Raw genomic sequence first — 17119 nt, forward strand, 5'->3', positions numbered from 1 at the left:
ATCGCCATGGCGAAGCACACGGCTGATCGCCAGGGCCATGATCGGCTGGACCGCCTTCTTCTTCTCGCCTTCGGCCTTGCGTTCGCGGCCCGTCTTGCTGAGCGCCTGGTTTATGTGTTCCACCTCGCCGGGAGAACACTCGATTTCACGACGAACTATGGACTCACGGAGTGGTTGACCAACTACGCCGGAGGTTTTCAGCGCAGGGGTTTGCCGGGCGCCTTCATCCATGGGCTGTATGAACAATTGGGTGTGGCGCCCAATGCCAGCATTGTCACGGCCTGCATCATTCTTTATGCCGTCTTCAGTGTTTATTTGTGGCGTCGATCTGCCGGCATCGTGCCCCGATGGGTCCTGCTGTCAACCCCCCTGCTCGGCTATCCAGTGTTCATCGATCGCATCCTGATTCGTAAGGATCTTCTTGTTCTGCTGCTGTTGGCCTGGGCGGTGCGGTTGATCTGTTCCCAGCGGCAGCCCTGGCATGGGTTCCTGGCGGGCCTGGTTCTGGCGGTGGGGATCCTGTCCCATGAGGTCATCGCCTTCCTGGCCCTGCCTTCGTTCTCGGCTCTGATCCTCCTGCGTGCCCTGGCCGGGGGCCGTTCCGGTGTGACCTGTGTCGTCCGTCGTGTCACGACCAGCCTGACCTGGCTGGTACTTCCGCTCCTATCCCTGGCTGCGGTGCTGTGGTTCCGAGGCACGAACTCCCGGGTTCAGGCCATCGCCCAGTCCTGGAGGGGCGCCTTCGATCCGGGTGTCCTTTTCCCTGGACCCCAGGGGGCCATCGCCTGGCTTTCGCTTCCAGCCGAAAAGTACATCGCCGATTCCCAGGGCGTGCTGGCCGAGCTCCATTACGGCGTCCCGCTCTGGTTGATCGTTCTCCTGGCCAGCGTCAGTGGTGTCGTTCTGCTGGCGGCGGTGATCGGACGCCAGTCGCGGATCCGTGCCTGGTTCTTTGTGGCGGCAGCCCTGCTGCAGTTTCTCTGCATGGCGCCCGTCTTCTTCTCCGCCTGGGACCATGGGCGCTGGGTGATTCTTTGTCTGATGTCGGCCTTCATTCTCGCCATTGAAATCCCATTGGACTGGCAACAGACATGGGCCTCACTCTCCAGATTTCCACCGCGACTTCAAGCTGTCGTCCTGCCGGTATGGATCGCCCCTGTGGGATTTGCGTTCTGGGGAATTCAGGTGGTTTCTTGGAGCGTCTATGGCTGGCTTGCCAGCGCACCCGTCGGTCTGCTGCTGCAGGTCTATTTCTACCTGCGAACGCTTGGGATGGAGCGTCCCTTCTGATCCTGCCTCAGAGCGGGTCCTGCTCCCAGGGGAAGCGGGGCAGTTTGTTGAGCCCTTCCTGCATGTGGCGGGCCCATACATCCATGGTGTGCTGGATCTCCGGGGCCTCCTTTTCGAGTTTGAGGTGACGGCTTACCTTGAACTCGTCGCGGCGCACCAGGGCGATCTCGAAGGGTGGCCCGACGGTGAGATTGGAGCGTCGGGTGACGATCTCCGACACCAGGCAGAGGCGCGCCGCATCCTCGAGGGAGAGGTCGGGGCGGCCGATGTAATCGAGGGGGGGCTTGCCGTACTTGGTTTCGCCGATCTGCAGGAAGGGCGTGTCGGCGGTGGCCATGATCGCGTTCCCCTGGGGATACACCATGTAGAGCCCGTGGGGCTGGCCGGCGATCTGGCCGCCGAGGATGAAGCTGGCCTCGCCGCTGGCTCCCGCCTGGCGCAGGTTGGGATTGAACTCCTTCTGGACCATCACATTGAGCCGGCCGATGTAATCGGCCACCTCAAACAGATAGCGGGCGGTGAGCATGCTCGGTCCGGCTGGGGTGTCGTCCGGGCGGCCCCACTGGGGGCTGGGGCCGGCGCCATGGTTCTCGATGTCGCGGCGGATGCGGTTAAGCACGGCCTGGGTGGTGCCCAGATTGCCGGCCGCCATCAGCACGAACAGCCGATCAGGAGCCGGCGCCAGCACATGCATCTTGCTGTAGCTGGAGATGTAATCCACGCCTGCGTTGGTGCGGGAGTCGGAGGCGAACACCAGGCCGCTCTGGAGCAGAAAACCGAGGCAATAGGTCATCAGCTGAGCAGTCTCTCCAGAATCGAGGCCACCGACTGGACCGCCGCGCGGGCGGTGGCATAGGCCATGCGCATCGGCCCCACCAGGGCCACCTGGCCGCGACCGCCGTGGCCCGTCCGGTAGGTGGCCTGGACCACGGCGCACTGCCCGAGGGCCGCATGGGGATGCTCCGTGCCGATCAAGATGGCGTGGCTGGCGATCGCCTCGGGGTTGTCGCTGAGCCCCAGCAGGGCGCGGGGGCCATGCTCCACGAGCTGCACCACCGGAAGCAGGCTGGAACTGTGGCTGAATTCGGGCTGGGCCAGCAGCCCCCCCAGGCCGGCCGCCACGACGGCGTCGAGCTCCTCGCCGCGGATGCGGCTGTGGCTCTCCAGGGCCTGGCGCAGCAGGCCGCCGCTGCGGCGCAGTTCGGCCGGCAGCCGCTCCCAGGGGATGCGGCCGTCGCCGCTGGCGCGGAGCTGCTGGTTGCACCAGCGCTCCAGGATGGGCAGCTCCTCCTCCAGGCCGGCGCCAAGGCGCAGGTTCAGGCTGGTGCTGAAGTCGGGCCCCTGGACGAGGAACACCAGCAACCGGTCGCCGCTGGGCACGAGCCGCACCGCCTGCAGCAGGGGGCTGGGGCGCTGGGGGCGGGTGATCAGGCTGAGCAGGCCGGTGAGGTCGGCCAGGCGGCGGGCCAGATGCAGCAGCAGATCATCCAGGGCGGCCCACTGCAGGCTGATTCCGGCCAGCTCCCGCTCCAGCTGCAGGGCGGCCGCCCCCGGGGCTGGCAGCAATTGATCGACGTACAGGCGATAACCCCGCTGGCTGGGGATCCGGCCGGCGGAGGTGTGGGGCTGGGTCAGCAGGCCGCGCTGTTCCAGGGCCCCCATGGCCGTGCGCACCGTGGCGGGGCTGGCGGGCAGCCCGAAACGTCGCACCAGCGTGTGGCTGCCCACGGGCTCGACGGTATCCACGTAGTGCCGCACCGTGGCCCGTAGGACCTCCTGTTGTCGGCGCGGCAGCGTGTCCAAGGACGGGGGGAAAACAGCAAAGAAATCGATCATTAATCCTAGGTAGGTGAGGTCCCTTCCCAGGCCCGTCAGGTGCGCTCAGTAACGGGGAACCAGGGGATCCACCTCCCGGCTCCAGGCGTCGATGCCCCCCTTCAGGTTCCAGACCTCCCCAAAGCCCTGGTCCTGGATCAGCCAGCAGCCGAAGTCCCAGCTGCGGATGCCGGCATGGCAGAGCACCACCACTGGCTGCTGCCGGTCGAGCAGGGTCTCCAGTTGCGGCAGCCACTCCCGGTGGCGACTCAGGGGCAGATGCAGCACCTCGAGGGGCAGTTTGGCCAGGGCCAGTTCGCCGTCTTCGCGCACGTCGACGATCCGGAGCGGCTCCCCCGCCTCAAGGCGCCGTTGCAGGTCCGTGGCGGTGAGGGTGCGGGGGGTCCCCGGGCGGTTCGGCTCGTCCATGGCGGGCGTCGGAGGGGGGGTGGCGTCAGGATGGTCCCATCCTGCTGAGAACGCATGAAGGCCCGCCCTTTCCTGGCGGTGCTGCTGGCCCTGGTGCTGGTGGTGTTCGGACTGGGGCTCGGTGGCTGGTGGCTGGTGTGGCAACGCAGCGCCCTGCGGCTGCAGCGCCTGCCGCTGGTGGTCCCGCGGGCGGCCCAGTTCGTGCCCAGGGATGCGCCCCTCAGCTTCCACCTGTTCAGCGACGGCGACCAGCCCCTGGACTACGCCCGTGCCGTCGCCCCGCCCCGCCAGCGACGCCAGGCAGCCGAGGCGGTCGGCCGGCTGCGTGACGGGGCCTTCGCCGCGGCGGGCCTCGACTACGACAGTGAACTGCGCTCCTGGCTGGCGGCGCCGGTGGGTCTGGCCCTGTTCGAGGCGGACTCAGCCATCGCAGCAGGGGGCTCCAGGGGGGGCTGGCTGCTGGCCCTGGGCAGCCGTGACGACGACGGCGCCCGCCTGTTCTTGCAACGGTTCTGGCAGACCCGCAGCCTGGCGGGCACCGATCTTCAGATCAGCACCTACAGGGGCATGGGGCTGATCAGCGGCAAGGGCGCCCTGCTGGGCCGGACACCGATGCCGCTGGCCACGGCTCTGGTGGATGACGACCTCGTTCTGATCGCCTCGGGGCGGGGGGTGCTGGAGCAGGCGCTGGATGTGTCCCAGATCCCTGAACTCAACCAGGCTGGCCAGGCGTCCTTCCAGGAGGGGCTCAGGCGGCTCGGCACCGGTGCCGCCCTGCTCCAGGCCGCCCCCGGCGCCCTCGAGCGCTGGCTGGGGCTGCCGCTGCCGGCCCCCGCCGACCAGCGGCCCGGCGCGCTGCTGCTGGCCCTGCGACCCGAGGGGCCAAGCCTGCGGCTGTCCGCCCTGCTGGGGCTGCCGCCGGAGATCGCCCTGCCGGAGGTCGGCGCCGACGCCGGCCTTGGCCAGGCCCTGCTGGCCGCCCTGCACCGTCCGGCCTCCAGCCTCGCCCTGGTGCAGGATCCCGCCAGCCTCGCCATGATCCCCCTGCTGCGGCCGCTGCTTGCCCGCCTGGTGGGGGCGGCGGATGCGGCAGGTCCGGTGCCCGCCCTGGTGGTGGGGTCCGACGGGGGGCCGCTGCTGGCGGCAGCCAGCGGCGATCGCTGGCTGCTGGGCACGGCGGCCGATCGCCCCGATCCCTCGGTGCTGGAGGCGGCCCTGGCGGTCGATGGCCTGATCGCGGCGCCCCTGGAGGTCGACGGCCACCCGTTGCTGGCCTGGACGCGGCTGCAGGCCGTCCCGGGCCGCCGCGACGGCAGGTCGGAGAGGTCGGAGCAGCTGCAGGCGCCGCTGCTGGGCTGGCGCTGGCAACGGGGCGAGCAGGCCTGGTGGGGCGAGTCCCTCGGCCAGCTGGAGAGCCTGGATGGACCTGAGGCGAAGGGGGCCGGCCGCCTGCAGGGGCAGCTGGAGGCCCTTGCCGTTCCGGAGGCCCCCCTGCAGTGGGCCCTCGACGGTCCGCGGGCCCGCGAGGTGCTGGCGTCCTGGCGGCCGTGGCAGCGCCTCACCGCCCTGGCCGGGGGCCCGCTCAGTGAGCCCGTCACCGGCCTGGCTCTGGCTCTGGGGGGAGAGCCAGGCGTCCTGGTGCTGGAAGCTCGCCTCGACTTCGGAGGATCCTGACCATGGCGCCGCACACCTGGGAGCTGCTGCTGCTGCGCCACGGCATCGCCGAGGAACGCAGCCCCACCCGAACGGATGCGGGGCGAGAGCTCACCGCCGCCGGCCGGGCCCGCACCCGGGCGGTGCTGGAGCGGGCCAACCGCCTGGGTCTGCGTGCCGATCGGCTGTTCTCCAGTCCCCTGGCCCGCGCCTGGCAAACCGCGGAGATCGCCCGGATGGTCGGCCTGGCCCCTGCCATCGAACTGGCCCAGGCCCTGGAGCCCGGCGGCGATCCCCTGCCCCTGCTGCAGGGCTGGCTCACCCAGGGCGGTGCTTCGCCATCCTGCCGCCTGCTGCTGGTGGGCCATGAGCCGGATCTGGGGCTGCTGGCGTCCCGCCTCCTCGGGGCCCCGCCTGGCGCCATCGCCTTGCGCAAGGCAGGCCTGGCGCTGCTGCGCCTTCCGCTGCTGGAGGTTGGCAGCTCGCTCGCCGGCAAAGCCGGTCTGGAGTGGCTGATGCGCCCCAGGCTCTGGCTTCCCCGCCCCTGAGCCGGCAGCGGGCGCTACGTCAGGTGACGGTTCCTGCTCCTAAGTTCTTCTCATCCACAGGAAGCGGTATGGCGGCGGAGAGCACCCCAGAGGCGAACGACCCTCAGGGAACCCCTCCCTCGCCATCGGCGCCGGCGCCGGCGCCGCCGGCCTTTCGCCCTGGGCTCGAAGGGGTGCCGGCCACCCAGTCGGCCATCTGCGACATCGAAGGGCAATGTGGACTGCTCACCTACCGGGGCTACCCCATCGAGCAGCTCGCCAACCAGAGCAGCTTCCTTGAAACCGCCTATCTGCTGATCTGGGGGGAGCTGCCGACAATCTTCCAGCTGCGGGAGTTCGAGCAGGAGGTGCAGATGCACCGACGGCTCAGCTTCCGCATCCGGGACATGATGAAGTGCTTCCCGGCCACGGGCCATCCGATGGATGCCCTCCAGGCCAGTGCGGCGTCCCTGGGACTCTTCTATTCCCGGCGTGCCCTGTACGACCCCCAGTACATCGTCGATGCGGTGGTGCGGTTGATCGCCAAGATCCCCACGATGGTGGCGGCGTTCCAGCTGATCCGGAAGGGTCAGGATCCGATCCAGCCCCGGGACGACCTCGCCTACTCGGCCAACTTCCTCTACATGCTCACGGAGCGGGAGCCCGATCCCCTGGCGGCACGGATCTTCGATGCCTGTCTGATCCTGCACGCCGAGCACAGCCTCAACGCCAGCACCTTCAGCGCCCGGGTCACCGCCAGCACCCTCACTGACCCTTACGCCGTGGTGGCTTCCGCTGTGGGCACCCTGGCCGGGCCCCTGCATGGTGGCGCCAACGAGGACGTCCTCGACATGCTCGACCAGATCGGCAGCACCGATCAGGTGGAGCCCTGGCTCGATCGGGCCATCGCCCAGAAGCAGAAGATCATGGGCTTCGGCCATCGCGAGTACCGGGTCAAGGACCCCCGGGCCGTGATCCTGCAGGGCCTGGCCGAGGAGCTCTTCCAGCGCTTCGGCCATGACGCCATGTACGACGTGGCCCTCAAGCTCGAGGAGGTGGCGGAGCGGCGCCTCGGGCCGAAGGGAATTTTCCCGAACGTCGACTTCTATTCCGGTCTTGTCTATCGAAAGCTAGGTATTCCCCGCGACCTGTTCACCCCCATCTTCGCCATCGCCCGTACGGCAGGATGGCTGGCCCACTGGAAGGAACAACTGGGTGCCAACCGCATCTACCGTCCCTCGCAGATCTACACCGGTTCCGCCGAACGGGGCTGGTTGCCCCTGGAAAGCCGTCCGGTTCCTGGCTGACCCCGTTTCCCCCTAGGTTCCCTTCCACCGGAGTTCTCTGATGCTGTCCACTGGCCCGTTGGGTGCCGCCGTCGCTCCCCCTGGTCTCGATCTCCAGTCGAGCTTCATCGACCTGGCCCAGGGCCTGGGCCTCACGGCCGGCGCCGCCCGCCTGCTGTGGCTGCCGCTGCCGATGGTGCTGGTGCTGGTGGGCGCCGTGGTCGGCGTCCTGGTGAGCGTCTGGCTGGAGCGCAAGATCTCCGCGGCGGTGCAGCAGCGCATCGGCCCCGAATACGCCGGTGCCCTGGGTGTGCTCCAGCCCCTGGCCGATGGTCTCAAGCTGGTGTTCAAGGAGGACATCATCCCGGCCCGGGCCGACTCCGTGCTCTTCAGCCTCGGCCCGGTGCTGGTGGTGGTGCCGGTGATCCTGTCCTGGCTGGTGGTGCCGTTCGGTCAGAACCTGCTGATCAGCAACGTGGGCGTGGGCATCTTCCTCTGGATCGCCCTCAGCAGCATCCAGCCGATCGGTCTGCTGATGAGTGGCTACTCCAGCAATAACAAGTACTCCCTTCTCGGTGGGCTGCGGGCCGCGGCCCAGTCGATCAGCTATGAGATCCCCCTGGCCCTGGCGGTTCTGGCGGTGGTGATGATGAGCAACTCCCTCAGCACCGTTGACATCGTCGCCCAGCAGACGGGGGCTGGCATCCTCAGCTGGAACATCTGGCGCCAGCCCGTCGGCTTCGTGATCTTCTGGATCTGTGCCCTGGCGGAGTGCGAGCGCCTTCCCTTCGACCTTCCAGAGGCTGAAGAGGAGCTGGTGGCCGGCTACCAGACGGAATACTCCGGCATGAAGTTCGCCCTCTTTTACCTGGGCAGCTACATCAACCTGGTGCTCTCGGCCCTGCTCGTGTCGGTGCTTTACCTGGGGGGCTGGAGTTTCCCGATCCCCGTCGAGTGGATCACCGGCTGGCTGGGAGTCTCCCCCGACGCCCCCCTGGTCCAGGTGATCACCGGTTCGGTCGGCATCGTCAGCACGATCCTGAAGGCCTACCTGCTGGTGTTCTTCGCCATCCTGCTGCGCTGGACCACCCCACGGGTGCGGATCGACCAACTGCTCGACCTGGGCTGGAAGTTCCTGCTGCCGATCGCCCTGGTCAACCTCCTGGTCACCGCCGGCCTCAAGCTGGCCTTCCCGGCGGCTTTCGGCGGCTGAAGCTGCTGCCCGGATACCAACAGCGCCGCCACCCTGGGCCATCATGGTCCCCATCCCGTAACCCCCTCGCCCCCAGCCATGTTCGGGTTTCTCAAACAAGTCGGTGACTACACCCGGGAGGCGGTGAGCGCGGCCCAGACCCTGACCCAGGGTCTGGCGGTCACCTTCGACCACCTGCGCCGGCGGCCGATCACGGTGCAGTACCCCTACGAGAAGTTGATCCCCTCCGAGCGTTACCGGGGTCGGATCCACTACGAACTCGACAAGTGCATCTCCTGCGAGGTGTGTGTGCGGGTGTGCCCCATCAACCTGCCCGTGGTCGACTGGGTGATGAACAAGGCCACCAAGAAGAAGGAGCTGCGTAATTATTCGATCGACTTCGGGGTGTGCATTTTCTGCGGCAACTGCGTGGAGTATTGCCCCACCAATTGCCTCTCCATGACCGAGGAGTACGAGTTGGCGGCCTTCGACCGCCACAGCCTCAACTACGACAACGTCGCCCTCGGCCGCTTGCCCACCAGCGTCACGTCTGATCCGGCGGTGTTCGCCCTGCGGGAGCTGGCCTACCTGCCCAAGGGTGTCCTCGATCCCCATGGGGTGCCCGCCAGTGAGCCCCGGGCCGGCCAGTTGCCGTCCCAGGTGCTGGAGGCCTTGCAAAAGGAGACAGCCTCGAGCGGCGCCGCCCCTTCCGACAGCACTGGAGAGTCCTGATGTCGATCGCCTCCACCACCCAGCAGATCTGCTTCGCTGTGCTCTCGGCCACCACGGTGGTCGGTTCGATCGGGGTCGTCCTGCTGCCCAACATCGTCTATTCCGCCTTCCTTCTGGGCGGTGTCTTTCTATCGGTGGCCGGGCTCTACCTGCTGCTCAACGCCAGCTTCGTCGCGGCGGCCCAGATCCTCGTCTATGTGGGCGCCGTCAATGTCCTGATCCTGTTCGCGATCATGCTCGTGAACAAGCAGGAAACCCTCGCTGCGATCCCCGGCCTGCTGGTGCGTCGTCTGCTGTCGGGGGCGGTCTGCGCCGGCCTGTTCGCCCTGCTGCTGCGGGTGGCCTTCACCACCGCCTGGGCCCTGCCGGGGCCCCCTCCGGTCGGCGAAGAGGCCACGATCCGGATCGGCGAGCACCTGTTCACCGATTACCTGCTGCCCTTCGAGCTGGCGTCGGTCCTGCTGCTGATGGCGATGATCGGTGCCATTGTCCTGGCCCGTCGCGACGTCTTCACGACCGACGTGATCACCGGTGAGCCCGCCGATCAGGGGCTGATCGAGAAGGAGCGGACGCCACTTCTGATCGAGACGACCACCCCAGAGCCCACGCTGCTTTCCAAGCCATGAGCACCGACCTCGCCTCACCGATCCCGCTCGAGGGGTTTCTCACCGTCGCGGCGATGCTGTTCTGCGTCGGCGTCTGGGGGCTGATCAACAGTCGCAATGCCGTGCGGGTGTTGATGAGCATCGAGCTGATGCTGAACGCCGTCAACATCAACCTGATGGCCTTCTCCAACTACCTCGATGGCCAGCTCATCCGCGGCCAGGTTTTCGCCATCTTCGTGATCACCGTGGCGGCGGCCGAGGCGGCCGTCGGTCTGGCTATCCTCCTGTCGCTCTATCGCAACCGCGAAACAGTCGACATGGAGCGCTTCAACCTGTTGCGCTGGTAACGGTGCAAGTGTCGCGCGATCCGGCCCATGCGGCTTGAGAGGGTCTGGCTGATTCTTCGCAAGGGAAGCCAGGCGGCCCAACGCCAGGCTCGACGCTGTGCCCAGGATCTGCGTTCCCAGGGGGTGATCGTCACCACCGCCGTCAGCGGTCTGGGGCTGAATCCGTTCCCTGGTCTGCTCGCCACCGAAGCCGAACTCCCCGACCTGGCCGTGGTGCTCGGCGGGGATGGCACGGTCCTGGCGGCGGCCCGCCACCTGGCGAGCTTTGCCGTGCCGCTGCTCAGCTTCAACGTTGGCGGCCACCTGGGCTTCCTCACCCATGAACGGCGTCTGCTGCGGCTGCGGGGCGAGGCCAACGGGGAGGCCGGCAGCCAGGATCCCGACGACAACCTCTGGCAACGCCTGCGCGACGACCGCTTCGCGATCGAGAAGCGCATGATGCTGGAAGCCCGGATCGACCGGGGGGACGGCGTGCCCCAGGACGGGGATGCCTCCGTCGACGGGGATCTGAACGAGGTCGGTGATGGCCCCCACGGCGCCCTCAACGACTTCTATTTCCGCCCCTGCCTCGATGAACTCTCGCCCACCTGCATGCTGGAGCTCGAGATCGACGGGGAGGTGGTGGATCAATACCGGGGCGATGGCCTGATCATCGCCACCCCCACCGGTTCCACCGGCTACGCGATGGCCGCTGGTGGGCCGATCCTGCATCCGGGCATCGAAGCGATCGTGGTCACGCCGATCTGCCCGATGAGCCTCTCCAGTCGGGCCGTGGTGGTTCCGCCGGGATCGCGGCTTTCGGTTTGGCCCCTGGGGGAGGCCAGCCGTCGGGTGAAGCTCTGGAAGGATGGCGCCCATGCCACCGTGCTGGAACCGGGTGATCGCTGCGTCCTGCAGCGGGGTCGCCACCCGGTGCTGATGCTCCAGCTGGAGCACAGCCCCTCGTACTACAGCACCCTCACCCACAAGCTCCACTGGGCCGGCAGCCTCACTGCCGGCGAACCGTCCCGCAACTGACCAGCTCCGCTCCGCCCTGAAGTCCCTTTCCCCATGGCCCTGGAAATCGAGCGTCGCTTCCTCGTCAGCGGCGACCAGTGGCGCTCCCACGCGCACCGGGCCAGGGCGATCCGCCAGGGCTACCTGGTGACCGGGAACGGGGAACTCACCCTGCGGGTGCGGCTGGCCCAGGCCCCGGACGGCGCCATGGAGGCGTTCCTCACCCTCAAGCTGCCGGCCGCAGGAGCGGCGGAGTCACCTCCCGTCGGTCAGGCCCTGACGCGGCAGGAGTACGAGTACCCGATCCCGGCCGCCGATGCTGAGGCCCTGCTGGAGGGCAGTGCCCATCAGCTCTGCAAGACGCGTTATGGCCTGGATCTGCCCGGCGGCGACTGGGTGCTGGATGTGTTTGAGGCCGCCAATGCTCCCCTGGTGGTAGCGGAGGTGGAACTGGAGCGGGCCGATCAGGCTGTTGCCGTTCCCGCCTGGTGTTCCAGGGAGATCACCGGCCGCCGCGAGCTCAGCAATGCCGCCTTGGCCCACCGTCCCCTGGCGTCGTGGCCAGTGGCCGAGCGGGAGTCTCTGCTACCCCAGGACAGCTGAAATCAGCCGGGCCTGGTCGCGTCGTCGTGGGGCAGGGCACAGCAATTGAAACCATCGCGGCAGATCTTGCCGTGGTCCATGGCCCAGTTCAGCAGGGCCACCCGGTTCTTGGCGCCGGTCTTGGTGAAGATGTTGCTGACGTGGTTGTCGACGGTGCGCTTGCTGATCGTCAGCTGGCCGGCGATTTCCAGGTTGGTGAGGCCCGTGGCCACCAGCTCAATGATCTCGAGTTCCCTCTCCGATAACTCGCTGCGTGCATGCACCATGGGCCGCTCCGGGGACGGGGGCATCGATGGAGCCGGGGGCCTGCGCTCAGCCATCGGCTCCTCGGCGGTTGCACTCACTCTAGGCAGCGTCTGCTCCATGATGACCCTGTCATGGAGATCGCCGTTGCAGCTTCGACAGGCCCTGGCGGAAGGCCGCTTCGCCATCACAGCGGAAGTGACCCCGCCCCGTGGGGGCAACGCCGGCCGCACCCTCGAGGCCGCGGCGGCGCTGCGGGGCCTGGTGCAGGCGGTCAACGTCACCGACGGCAGCCGGGCGGTGATGCGAATGAGCAGCCTGGCGATGTGCCGCCTGCTGCTGGAGGCCGGCATCGAGCCCGTGCTGCAGATGACCTGCCGCGACCGCAACCGCATCGCCCTCCAGGCCGACCTGCTCGGCGCCCATGCCCTCGGCATCCGCAACCTGCTCTGCCTGACCGGTGACCCGGTGCGGGCCGGGGATCAGCCTGAAGCCCGACCGGTGAATGAGCTGGAGGCGGTGCGGCTGCTGCAGCTGGTGCGGACCCTCAACGCCGGCGAGGATCCGGTGAAGGGGACGCTGCCGGATGGGGCCACGGCGTTGTTCCCCGGCGCCGCCGCCGATCCCCAGTCGCCCAGCTGGAGCGGACTGTGCTCCCGGGTGCGGCGCAAGCAGGAGGCCGGAGCCCGCTTCGTCCAGACCCAGATGGTGATGGACACGGCCTGTCTGCGCCGCTTCGTGGAGGAGATCACCGCCCCGCTCGGTCTGCCGGTGCTGGCCGGGGTGTTTCTGCTCAAGTCGGCCCGCAATGCCCAGTTCATCAACCGTGTGGTGCCCGGGGCCCGCATCCCCCAAGCCCTGATCGATCGCCTCGCCGGCGCCGAGGATGCGGCGGCGGAAGGCGTGGCGATCGCCGCCGAACAGGTGGCTGCCTACCGCTCCATCGCCCAGGGTGTGCACCTGATGGCGATCAAGGCCGAGCACCGCATCCCCCAGATCCTTCAGCTGGCGGGCCTAGGGGGCACCGCTGGCGGCGAGGTCAGTGCCGAGCAGCTCGGCCATGGCCTTCTGTTGCGGTGACGGCGTGCCCACGTCCTGGCGGCGGGCGTCGGTGATCAGCCAGTCGAGGGCGGCTTCCTGCAGATCGAAGTGGTCGCCGTTGCGGTCGACGCAATAGCGGCCGTAGACGAGCTTCTCGACGAGCTGAACGCCGGCCCCGATCCGGGAATAATCAAAGATGATCGAGTTGTCGATCGTGGCGCCTTCACAGATGTGGCAACTGGGCCCGATCATGGCCGGCCCGATGATGGTCACACCGTTCTCGATGCGGGTCATGCCGCCCACGAAGATCGGCCCCTCAACGTGGATCTTGTCCCAGTCGGCCGCCACGTTCAGACCCGCATAGATCCCCGGACGCACCTCCTTGCCGGGAATCTGCACCTGACGCACATGCCCTTGCAGAACACTGCGGATCGCCTGCCAGTAATCCGGCACCTTGCCGATGTCGACCCACTCGAACTCCATGGGCAGGGCATAGAAGGGGGCCCCGGATTCGACCAGCCTTGGGAACAGATCGGCGGCGATATCGAAGGGTTCTCCACTGGGGATGAAGTCGAGGACTTTCGGCTCGAAGATGTAGATGCCCGTGTTGATCATGTCGCTGGCGGCCTCTTCCACCGATGGCTTCTCCTGGAAGGAGAGCACTCGGCCGGCCTCATCGGTCACCACCACTCCGTAACTGCTCACCTGATCGCGGGGCACCCGCTTGGTGATCAGGCTGGCCATGGCCCCCTTCTCGCGGTGGCGCCGCATGGCTTCGCTGAGGTCGAGGTCGATCAGGGCATCGCCGCAGAGCACCACGAAGGTGTCGTCGAAGAAGGCCTGGAAGTCCTGGATCTTCTTCAGCCCTCCGGCCGAACCCATCGCTTCACCGATCAGCTCCCCGTCACTGATGCGTCCTTCGAAGCTATAGGCGATCTGAACATCGAAGCGCTGCCCATCGCGGAAGTAGTTCTCGATCTCCTCCGACAGGTGGGAGACGTTGACCATGATTTCGTTGAAGCCGTGCTCCCGGAGCAACTCGAGCAGAAACTCCATCACGGGTTTCTGCAGGATCGGAATCATCGGCTTGGGGGTGGTGTGCGTGATCGGCCGCACCCGTGTTCCCTTGCCTGCCGCCAGGATCATCGCCTTCATCGGCGTCGTTTCATGTCGGAGTTGTAAAGCCAGCCTAAGGAGAAAACTCAGGCTGCCACTGCCTCCAGAGCCGGCCCCCTATCTGACCCCTGAGCCGGCAGCCGCGGCAGGCTCAACGTTTCGGCCCTTTCCTCGCGCCGGCGCCGCAGGCTGAGCGGACCGTAGAGGCCGCCGGCCTGCTCCAACTCCACCTTGCCCTGGGAGGAGAGGAACAGCAGGGCCCAGAACACCCCCACCCGATCCCGGTCCAGGTCCTCCTCCGCCGGCGAGGCGGCGGGCGTGCTTTCGACGGCTTCCGCCCAGGCGCCCACCAAGGCATCGAAGCCCACCCATTCGAGGCTTTCGGCGGTGGGTGTCCAGTGCAGCAGAAAGCGGCTGAGGGCGGCGGTGGTCTCCGGCAGTTTCTCCCGGTGGGCCAGGGAGGCCACCTGGGCGATCGCGGCCCGTTCGCTGTAACGGCGGGCGCGGGGCCTGGGGCGCCCTTCCCCCCCGTCCTGCTCGAGCCGCTCGGCGATGTCCTCGAGCTGCCGGATCAGGTCTCCCAGGGTGACGGGGCGCTGCAGGGGCGGGGGGGCCACCGGACGGCGTTGCAGGTGCCGCTCCGGCCGCCGGGGCAGCGCCAGCGCTCCCGGGTCCCAATCGGCGGCGGCGTCCTCGGCACAGAAGGGGTCTTCCGGCAGGGGCTCGGGCGGGAAGGTGGCCGACTCCAGCAACTCCGCCTTCAGCCCCACCAGCACCGACGCCGCCAGGAACGCCTCGCTGGATTCGGCCAGATCCCGTTCGTAGCTCCCCCCCTGGGGGGCCAGCCGCCTGGGCTGTTCGATGCGCTGGCGCAGCTGGTCGAGGAAGCCGTCGACGACGGCGATCACATCGACGTCCCAGGGGTCGATGTCACCCCGCTCGGCCGCGTCCTGGAGCAACCGGATGGCGAGTCTGGCGCCCGCTTCTGCCACGCGCGTTGTCCTGCTCGGGGGGGCTTCCGAGCGCAAGCTACCGGCTGTGGCCCGTTGGCACCAGTCGCGGTGAGCACCGAACTGTCCCCTAGGGCCTCAGTCGGCGGCCAGCGAAAGGCTTCCCTCGTCCTCGGGGGACAGGGCAGAACTCTCTCCGGCCGCCGGCAGCAGGCCGAGCTGGGCGTCGACGGTGGCCCGGTAGCGGCGCAGATCGTTCTCCAGTTCGCTGATCCGCACCTGCTGGGCCTCCGCGTCACCGTTGCTCTGCAGGGTTTCCACCTTGCGCACCACACCGCTCCAGACCGCGTAGATCCAGGCGGCGGTGGCGCCGATGCCGCCCACCAGCAGCAGCAGGGCGGCCAACGGCAGGGTGGAGCTGACACCCGGCAGGAAATGCACCGTGGTGGCCGTGGTGTTCTCCAGGGTGAACATCACCGTGGCCAAGCCGAAGCTGAAGATCAGAAGGAAATTGATCTGCCGCATGGAGACCCTCGCTGTGCGATGGAGGAGCGTAGGCATCCTCCCCGCAGGATGGCGCCATCACCTCGGCCCTGCGCAGAGTTTCGTAACCGGCCCTCTGCGGCTGGGGGTCAACCGAGGGCCGGGGCGTGCAGCAGGGCCGGGGGCAGGGTGCCGAAGGCCCCGGCCGCCATCACCGCCGGGACGGGGGCTCGTCCCACCTTCACCAGGGCGATGGCCTCCCGGTCGACCAGGGCCTCGATGGCGGCCCGGTAGCTGTCGGTGACCAGGCGTGGGTACAGACCGATGCCGATGATCGGCACCAGCAGGCAGGAGATGACATAGATCTCCCGCGGTTCGGCGTCGACCAGTTGGCTGTGGGAGACGAGCTCGGGATTCTCCTTGCCGAAAAAGATCTCCCGCAGCATCGACAGCAGGTAGATCGGGGTGAGGATCACGCCGATGGCGGCCAGAACCGAGATCACGATGCGGAAGCTGAGGCTGTAGGCCTCGCTGGTGGCGAAGCCCACGAAGACCATCAGCTCAGAGACGAAGCCGCTCATGCCCGGCAGGGCGAGGGAAGCCAGGGAACAGACGGTCCAGAGGGCGAACATCTTGCGCATCTTCTGGCCGATGCCACCCATCTCGTCGAGCTGCAGAGTGTGGGTGCGGTCGTAGGTGGCTCCCACCAGGAAGAACAGACTGGCGCCGATCAGGCCATGGCTGATCATCTGCAGCATGGCGCCGCTGGTGCCCAGGGCACTGAAGCTGCCGATGCCGATCAGCACGAAGCCCATGTGGCTGATCGAGCTGTAGGCGATCTTGCGCTTGAGGTTGCGCTGGGCGAAGGAGGTGAGGGCGGCGTAGATGATGTTGACCACCCCCAGGATCACCAGCAGGGGGGCGAACTGGGCGTGGGCCTCCGGCAGCAGCTGCACGTTGAAACGCAGCAGCGCGTAGCCGCCCATCTTCAGCAGGATGCCGGCCAGGAGCATGTGCACCGGGGCGGTGGCCTCCCCGTGGGCATCGGGAAGCCAGGTGTGCAGCGGCACCACCGGCAGCTTGACGCCGAAGGCGATCAGCAGGGCGGCGTAGCAGAGCACCTGGAAGCCGGTGCCGAACTCCTTGGCGGCCAGGACCGTGTACTCGAAGCTGGGGGCACCGCCGCCGTAGAAGGCCATCGCCAGGCCCGCCAGCAGGATGAACAGGGAGCTGCCGGCGGTGTAGAGGATGAACTTGGTGGCGGCGTACTGGCGCTTCTTGCCGCCCCAGATGGCCAGGAGCAGGTACACCGGCAGCAGTTCAAGCTCCCAGGCCAGGAAGAACAGGAGCATGTCCTGCACGGCAAACACGGCGATCTGGCCGCCGTCCATGGCCAGGAGCAGGAAGTAGAAGAGCTTCGGCTTGAAGGTCACCGGCCAGGCCGCCAGGCAGGCCAGGGAGGTGATGAAGCTGGTGAGCAGGATCAACGGCATGGAGATGCCATCGGCCCCCACCGACCAGGCCAGGCCCAGATCGGGCAGCCACTGCACCCGCTCCACCAGCTGCAGTCCGGGGTCGGCAGGGTCGTAGCCGCGCAGGTAAGCCCCCACGGTCACCAGGAAAGTGGTGAGCGCCACGCCGAGGGCGTACCAGCGCACCTGCTTGCCATCGCCCTTGTCGGGAACGAAGGGGATCAGCAGAGCGGCGCCGATCGGGAACAGAATCGCGGTGCTCAGCCAGGGAAAGGGCACAGAACGGTGCTGTCCATCTGGCCGGAGTGTAGAAATCCCGGCCTCCACAACACCCACCGC

Annotated in this window: 19 protein-coding genes; 11 read left to right on the top strand and 8 right to left on the bottom strand. The window is 67.7% G+C overall.

The window, feature by feature from the left end:
* The first annotated feature begins 6 nt into the window (after positions 1-6).
* Positions 7-1290 (top strand): hypothetical protein, encoded by a 1284-nt coding sequence (locus KBZ33_RS06310; protein ID WP_254951536.1) that lies wholly within the window; start codon positions 7-9, stop codon positions 1288-1290.
* Positions 1291-1297: 7 nt separating this feature from the next.
* On the opposite strand, the gene KBZ33_RS06315 is transcribed toward KBZ33_RS06310, so the two are convergent.
* The 3 genes from KBZ33_RS06315 to KBZ33_RS06325 are packed head-to-tail and all read right to left on the bottom strand — an operon-like array spanning position 1298 to position 3534.
* Complete coding sequence (locus KBZ33_RS06315) at positions 1298-2083, bottom strand: 20S proteasome subunit A/B (RefSeq protein ID WP_254951535.1); 786 nt, start codon at positions 2081-2083, stop codon at positions 1298-1300.
* The gene (locus KBZ33_RS06320) at positions 2083-3126 is read right to left on the bottom strand and encodes a heat-inducible transcriptional repressor HrcA (protein ID WP_254951533.1); all 1044 of its coding nucleotides are present in this window, start codon (positions 3124-3126) and stop codon (positions 2083-2085) included. The genes KBZ33_RS06315 and KBZ33_RS06320 overlap by 1 nt, the downstream gene beginning before the upstream one ends.
* A 45-nt stretch (positions 3127-3171) precedes the next feature.
* Positions 3172-3534, bottom strand: a complete 363-nt coding sequence (locus KBZ33_RS06325) for a rhodanese-like domain-containing protein (protein ID WP_254951531.1) — start codon at positions 3532-3534, stop codon at positions 3172-3174.
* A gap of 54 nt (positions 3535-3588) precedes the next feature.
* Here KBZ33_RS06325 and KBZ33_RS06330 point away from each other — a divergent pair, with 54 nt between their 5' ends.
* From KBZ33_RS06330 to KBZ33_RS06370, 9 genes are all read left to right on the top strand, one after another.
* The gene (locus KBZ33_RS06330) at positions 3589-5208 is read left to right on the top strand and encodes a DUF3352 domain-containing protein (RefSeq protein WP_254951529.1); all 1620 of its coding nucleotides are present in this window, start codon (positions 3589-3591) and stop codon (positions 5206-5208) included.
* A gap of 2 nt (positions 5209-5210) precedes the next feature.
* Positions 5211-5735, top strand: coding sequence for a histidine phosphatase family protein (locus KBZ33_RS06335; protein ID WP_254951527.1), 525 nt, complete (start codon positions 5211-5213; stop codon positions 5733-5735).
* A 68-nt stretch (positions 5736-5803) separates the two neighbouring features.
* The gene (locus KBZ33_RS06340) at positions 5804-7021 is read left to right on the top strand and encodes a citrate synthase (RefSeq protein ID WP_254951525.1); all 1218 of its coding nucleotides are present in this window, start codon (positions 5804-5806) and stop codon (positions 7019-7021) included.
* A gap of 40 nt (positions 7022-7061) precedes the next feature.
* Positions 7062-8213 carry an NADH-quinone oxidoreductase subunit NuoH gene (gene nuoH / locus KBZ33_RS06345; protein ID WP_254951523.1) on the top strand — a complete coding sequence of 384 codons (1152 nt, stop codon included), beginning with the start codon at positions 7062-7064 and terminating at the stop codon, positions 8211-8213.
* 78 nt (positions 8214-8291) lie between these two features.
* Positions 8292-8924, top strand: a complete 633-nt coding sequence (gene ndhI / locus KBZ33_RS06350; protein ID WP_254951522.1) for an NAD(P)H-quinone oxidoreductase subunit I — start codon at positions 8292-8294, stop codon at positions 8922-8924.
* Positions 8924-9550, top strand: a complete 627-nt coding sequence (locus KBZ33_RS06355) for an NADH-quinone oxidoreductase subunit J (RefSeq protein ID WP_254951520.1) — start codon at positions 8924-8926, stop codon at positions 9548-9550. Before ndhI ends, KBZ33_RS06355 begins: the two co-directional genes overlap by 1 nt.
* Positions 9547-9876 (top strand): NADH-quinone oxidoreductase subunit NuoK, encoded by a 330-nt coding sequence (gene nuoK / locus KBZ33_RS06360; protein WP_254951518.1) that lies wholly within the window; start codon positions 9547-9549, stop codon positions 9874-9876. Before KBZ33_RS06355 ends, nuoK begins: the two co-directional genes overlap by 4 nt.
* Before the next feature lie 27 nt (positions 9877-9903).
* On the top strand, positions 9904-10893 hold the full coding sequence (locus tag KBZ33_RS06365; protein WP_254951516.1) for an NAD(+) kinase: 990 nt from the start codon (positions 9904-9906) through the stop codon (positions 10891-10893).
* Between the two features lie 33 nt (positions 10894-10926).
* Entirely contained in the window at positions 10927-11475 is a 549-nt protein-coding gene (locus KBZ33_RS06370; protein ID WP_254951514.1) for a CYTH domain-containing protein, read from the top strand.
* A 2-nt stretch (positions 11476-11477) separates the two neighbouring features.
* On the opposite strand, the gene KBZ33_RS06375 is transcribed toward KBZ33_RS06370, so the two are convergent.
* Positions 11478-11765: a LuxR C-terminal-related transcriptional regulator gene (locus KBZ33_RS06375; protein ID WP_254951512.1), complete on the bottom strand. Its 288-nt coding sequence runs from the start codon at positions 11763-11765 to the stop codon at positions 11478-11480.
* A 76-nt stretch (positions 11766-11841) separates the two neighbouring features.
* On the opposite strand from KBZ33_RS06375, the gene KBZ33_RS06380 reads away from it, so the two are divergent.
* A complete protein-coding gene (locus KBZ33_RS06380; RefSeq protein WP_396108073.1) occupies positions 11842-12798 on the top strand; it encodes a methylenetetrahydrofolate reductase in 957 nt (318 codons plus the stop codon).
* Here the strand turns inward: KBZ33_RS06380 and KBZ33_RS06385 are convergent.
* The 4 genes from KBZ33_RS06385 to KBZ33_RS06400 form a co-directional block, all read right to left on the bottom strand.
* Complete coding sequence (locus tag KBZ33_RS06385; protein ID WP_254951509.1) at positions 12733-13914, bottom strand: NDP-sugar synthase; 1182 nt, start codon at positions 13912-13914, stop codon at positions 12733-12735. The two genes, KBZ33_RS06380 and KBZ33_RS06385, sit on opposite strands and share 66 nt — an antisense overlap.
* Positions 13915-13961: 47 nt before the next feature.
* Positions 13962-14867: a segregation/condensation protein A gene (locus KBZ33_RS06390; RefSeq protein WP_254951508.1), complete on the bottom strand. Its 906-nt coding sequence runs from the start codon at positions 14865-14867 to the stop codon at positions 13962-13964.
* A gap of 96 nt (positions 14868-14963) precedes the next feature.
* On the bottom strand, positions 14964-15350 hold the full coding sequence (locus tag KBZ33_RS06395; protein ID WP_254951507.1) for a lipopolysaccharide assembly protein LapA domain-containing protein: 387 nt from the start codon (positions 15348-15350) through the stop codon (positions 14964-14966).
* A 107-nt stretch (positions 15351-15457) separates the two neighbouring features.
* Positions 15458-17059: an NAD(P)H-quinone oxidoreductase subunit 4 gene (locus KBZ33_RS06400; protein WP_254951505.1), complete on the bottom strand. Its 1602-nt coding sequence runs from the start codon at positions 17057-17059 to the stop codon at positions 15458-15460.
* Between the last annotated feature and the right edge of the window lie 60 nt (positions 17060-17119).

The organism is Cyanobium sp. Cruz-8D1, from assembly GCF_024345975.1.
Lineage (GTDB): Bacteria > Cyanobacteriota > Cyanobacteriia > PCC-6307 > Cyanobiaceae > Cyanobium.

What these genes read in the sequence shown, in the direction of transcription:
- KBZ33_RS06310 (WP_254951536.1), top strand. Translation starts at nt 7, where the DNA reads ATGGCGAAGCACACGGCTGATCGCCAGGGCCATGATCGGCTGGACCGC.
- KBZ33_RS06315 (WP_254951535.1), bottom strand. Translation starts at nt 2,083, where the DNA reads ATGACCTATTGCCTCGGTTTTCTGCTCCAGAGCGGCCTGGTGTTCGCC.
- KBZ33_RS06320 (WP_254951533.1), bottom strand. Translation starts at nt 3,126, where the DNA reads ATGATCGATTTCTTTGCTGTTTTCCCCCCGTCCTTGGACACGCTGCCG.
- KBZ33_RS06325 (WP_254951531.1), bottom strand. Translation starts at nt 3,534, where the DNA reads ATGGACGAGCCGAACCGCCCGGGGACCCCCCGCACCCTCACCGCCACG.
- KBZ33_RS06330 (WP_254951529.1), top strand. Translation starts at nt 3,589, where the DNA reads ATGAAGGCCCGCCCTTTCCTGGCGGTGCTGCTGGCCCTGGTGCTGGTG.
- KBZ33_RS06335 (WP_254951527.1), top strand. Translation starts at nt 5,211, where the DNA reads ATGGCGCCGCACACCTGGGAGCTGCTGCTGCTGCGCCACGGCATCGCC.
- KBZ33_RS06340 (WP_254951525.1), top strand. Translation starts at nt 5,804, where the DNA reads ATGGCGGCGGAGAGCACCCCAGAGGCGAACGACCCTCAGGGAACCCCT.
- nuoH (WP_254951523.1), top strand. Translation starts at nt 7,062, where the DNA reads ATGCTGTCCACTGGCCCGTTGGGTGCCGCCGTCGCTCCCCCTGGTCTC.
- ndhI (WP_254951522.1), top strand. Translation starts at nt 8,292, where the DNA reads ATGTTCGGGTTTCTCAAACAAGTCGGTGACTACACCCGGGAGGCGGTG.
- KBZ33_RS06355 (WP_254951520.1), top strand. Translation starts at nt 8,924, where the DNA reads ATGTCGATCGCCTCCACCACCCAGCAGATCTGCTTCGCTGTGCTCTCG.
- nuoK (WP_254951518.1), top strand. Translation starts at nt 9,547, where the DNA reads ATGAGCACCGACCTCGCCTCACCGATCCCGCTCGAGGGGTTTCTCACC.
- KBZ33_RS06365 (WP_254951516.1), top strand. Translation starts at nt 9,904, where the DNA reads ATGCGGCTTGAGAGGGTCTGGCTGATTCTTCGCAAGGGAAGCCAGGCG.
- KBZ33_RS06370 (WP_254951514.1), top strand. Translation starts at nt 10,927, where the DNA reads ATGGCCCTGGAAATCGAGCGTCGCTTCCTCGTCAGCGGCGACCAGTGG.
- KBZ33_RS06375 (WP_254951512.1), bottom strand. Translation starts at nt 11,765, where the DNA reads ATGCCCCCGTCCCCGGAGCGGCCCATGGTGCATGCACGCAGCGAGTTA.
- KBZ33_RS06380 (WP_396108073.1), top strand. Translation starts at nt 11,842, where the DNA reads ATGACCCTGTCATGGAGATCGCCGTTGCAGCTTCGACAGGCCCTGGCG.
- KBZ33_RS06385 (WP_254951509.1), bottom strand. Translation starts at nt 13,914, where the DNA reads ATGAAGGCGATGATCCTGGCGGCAGGCAAGGGAACACGGGTGCGGCCG.
- KBZ33_RS06395 (WP_254951507.1), bottom strand. Translation starts at nt 15,350, where the DNA reads ATGCGGCAGATCAATTTCCTTCTGATCTTCAGCTTCGGCTTGGCCACG.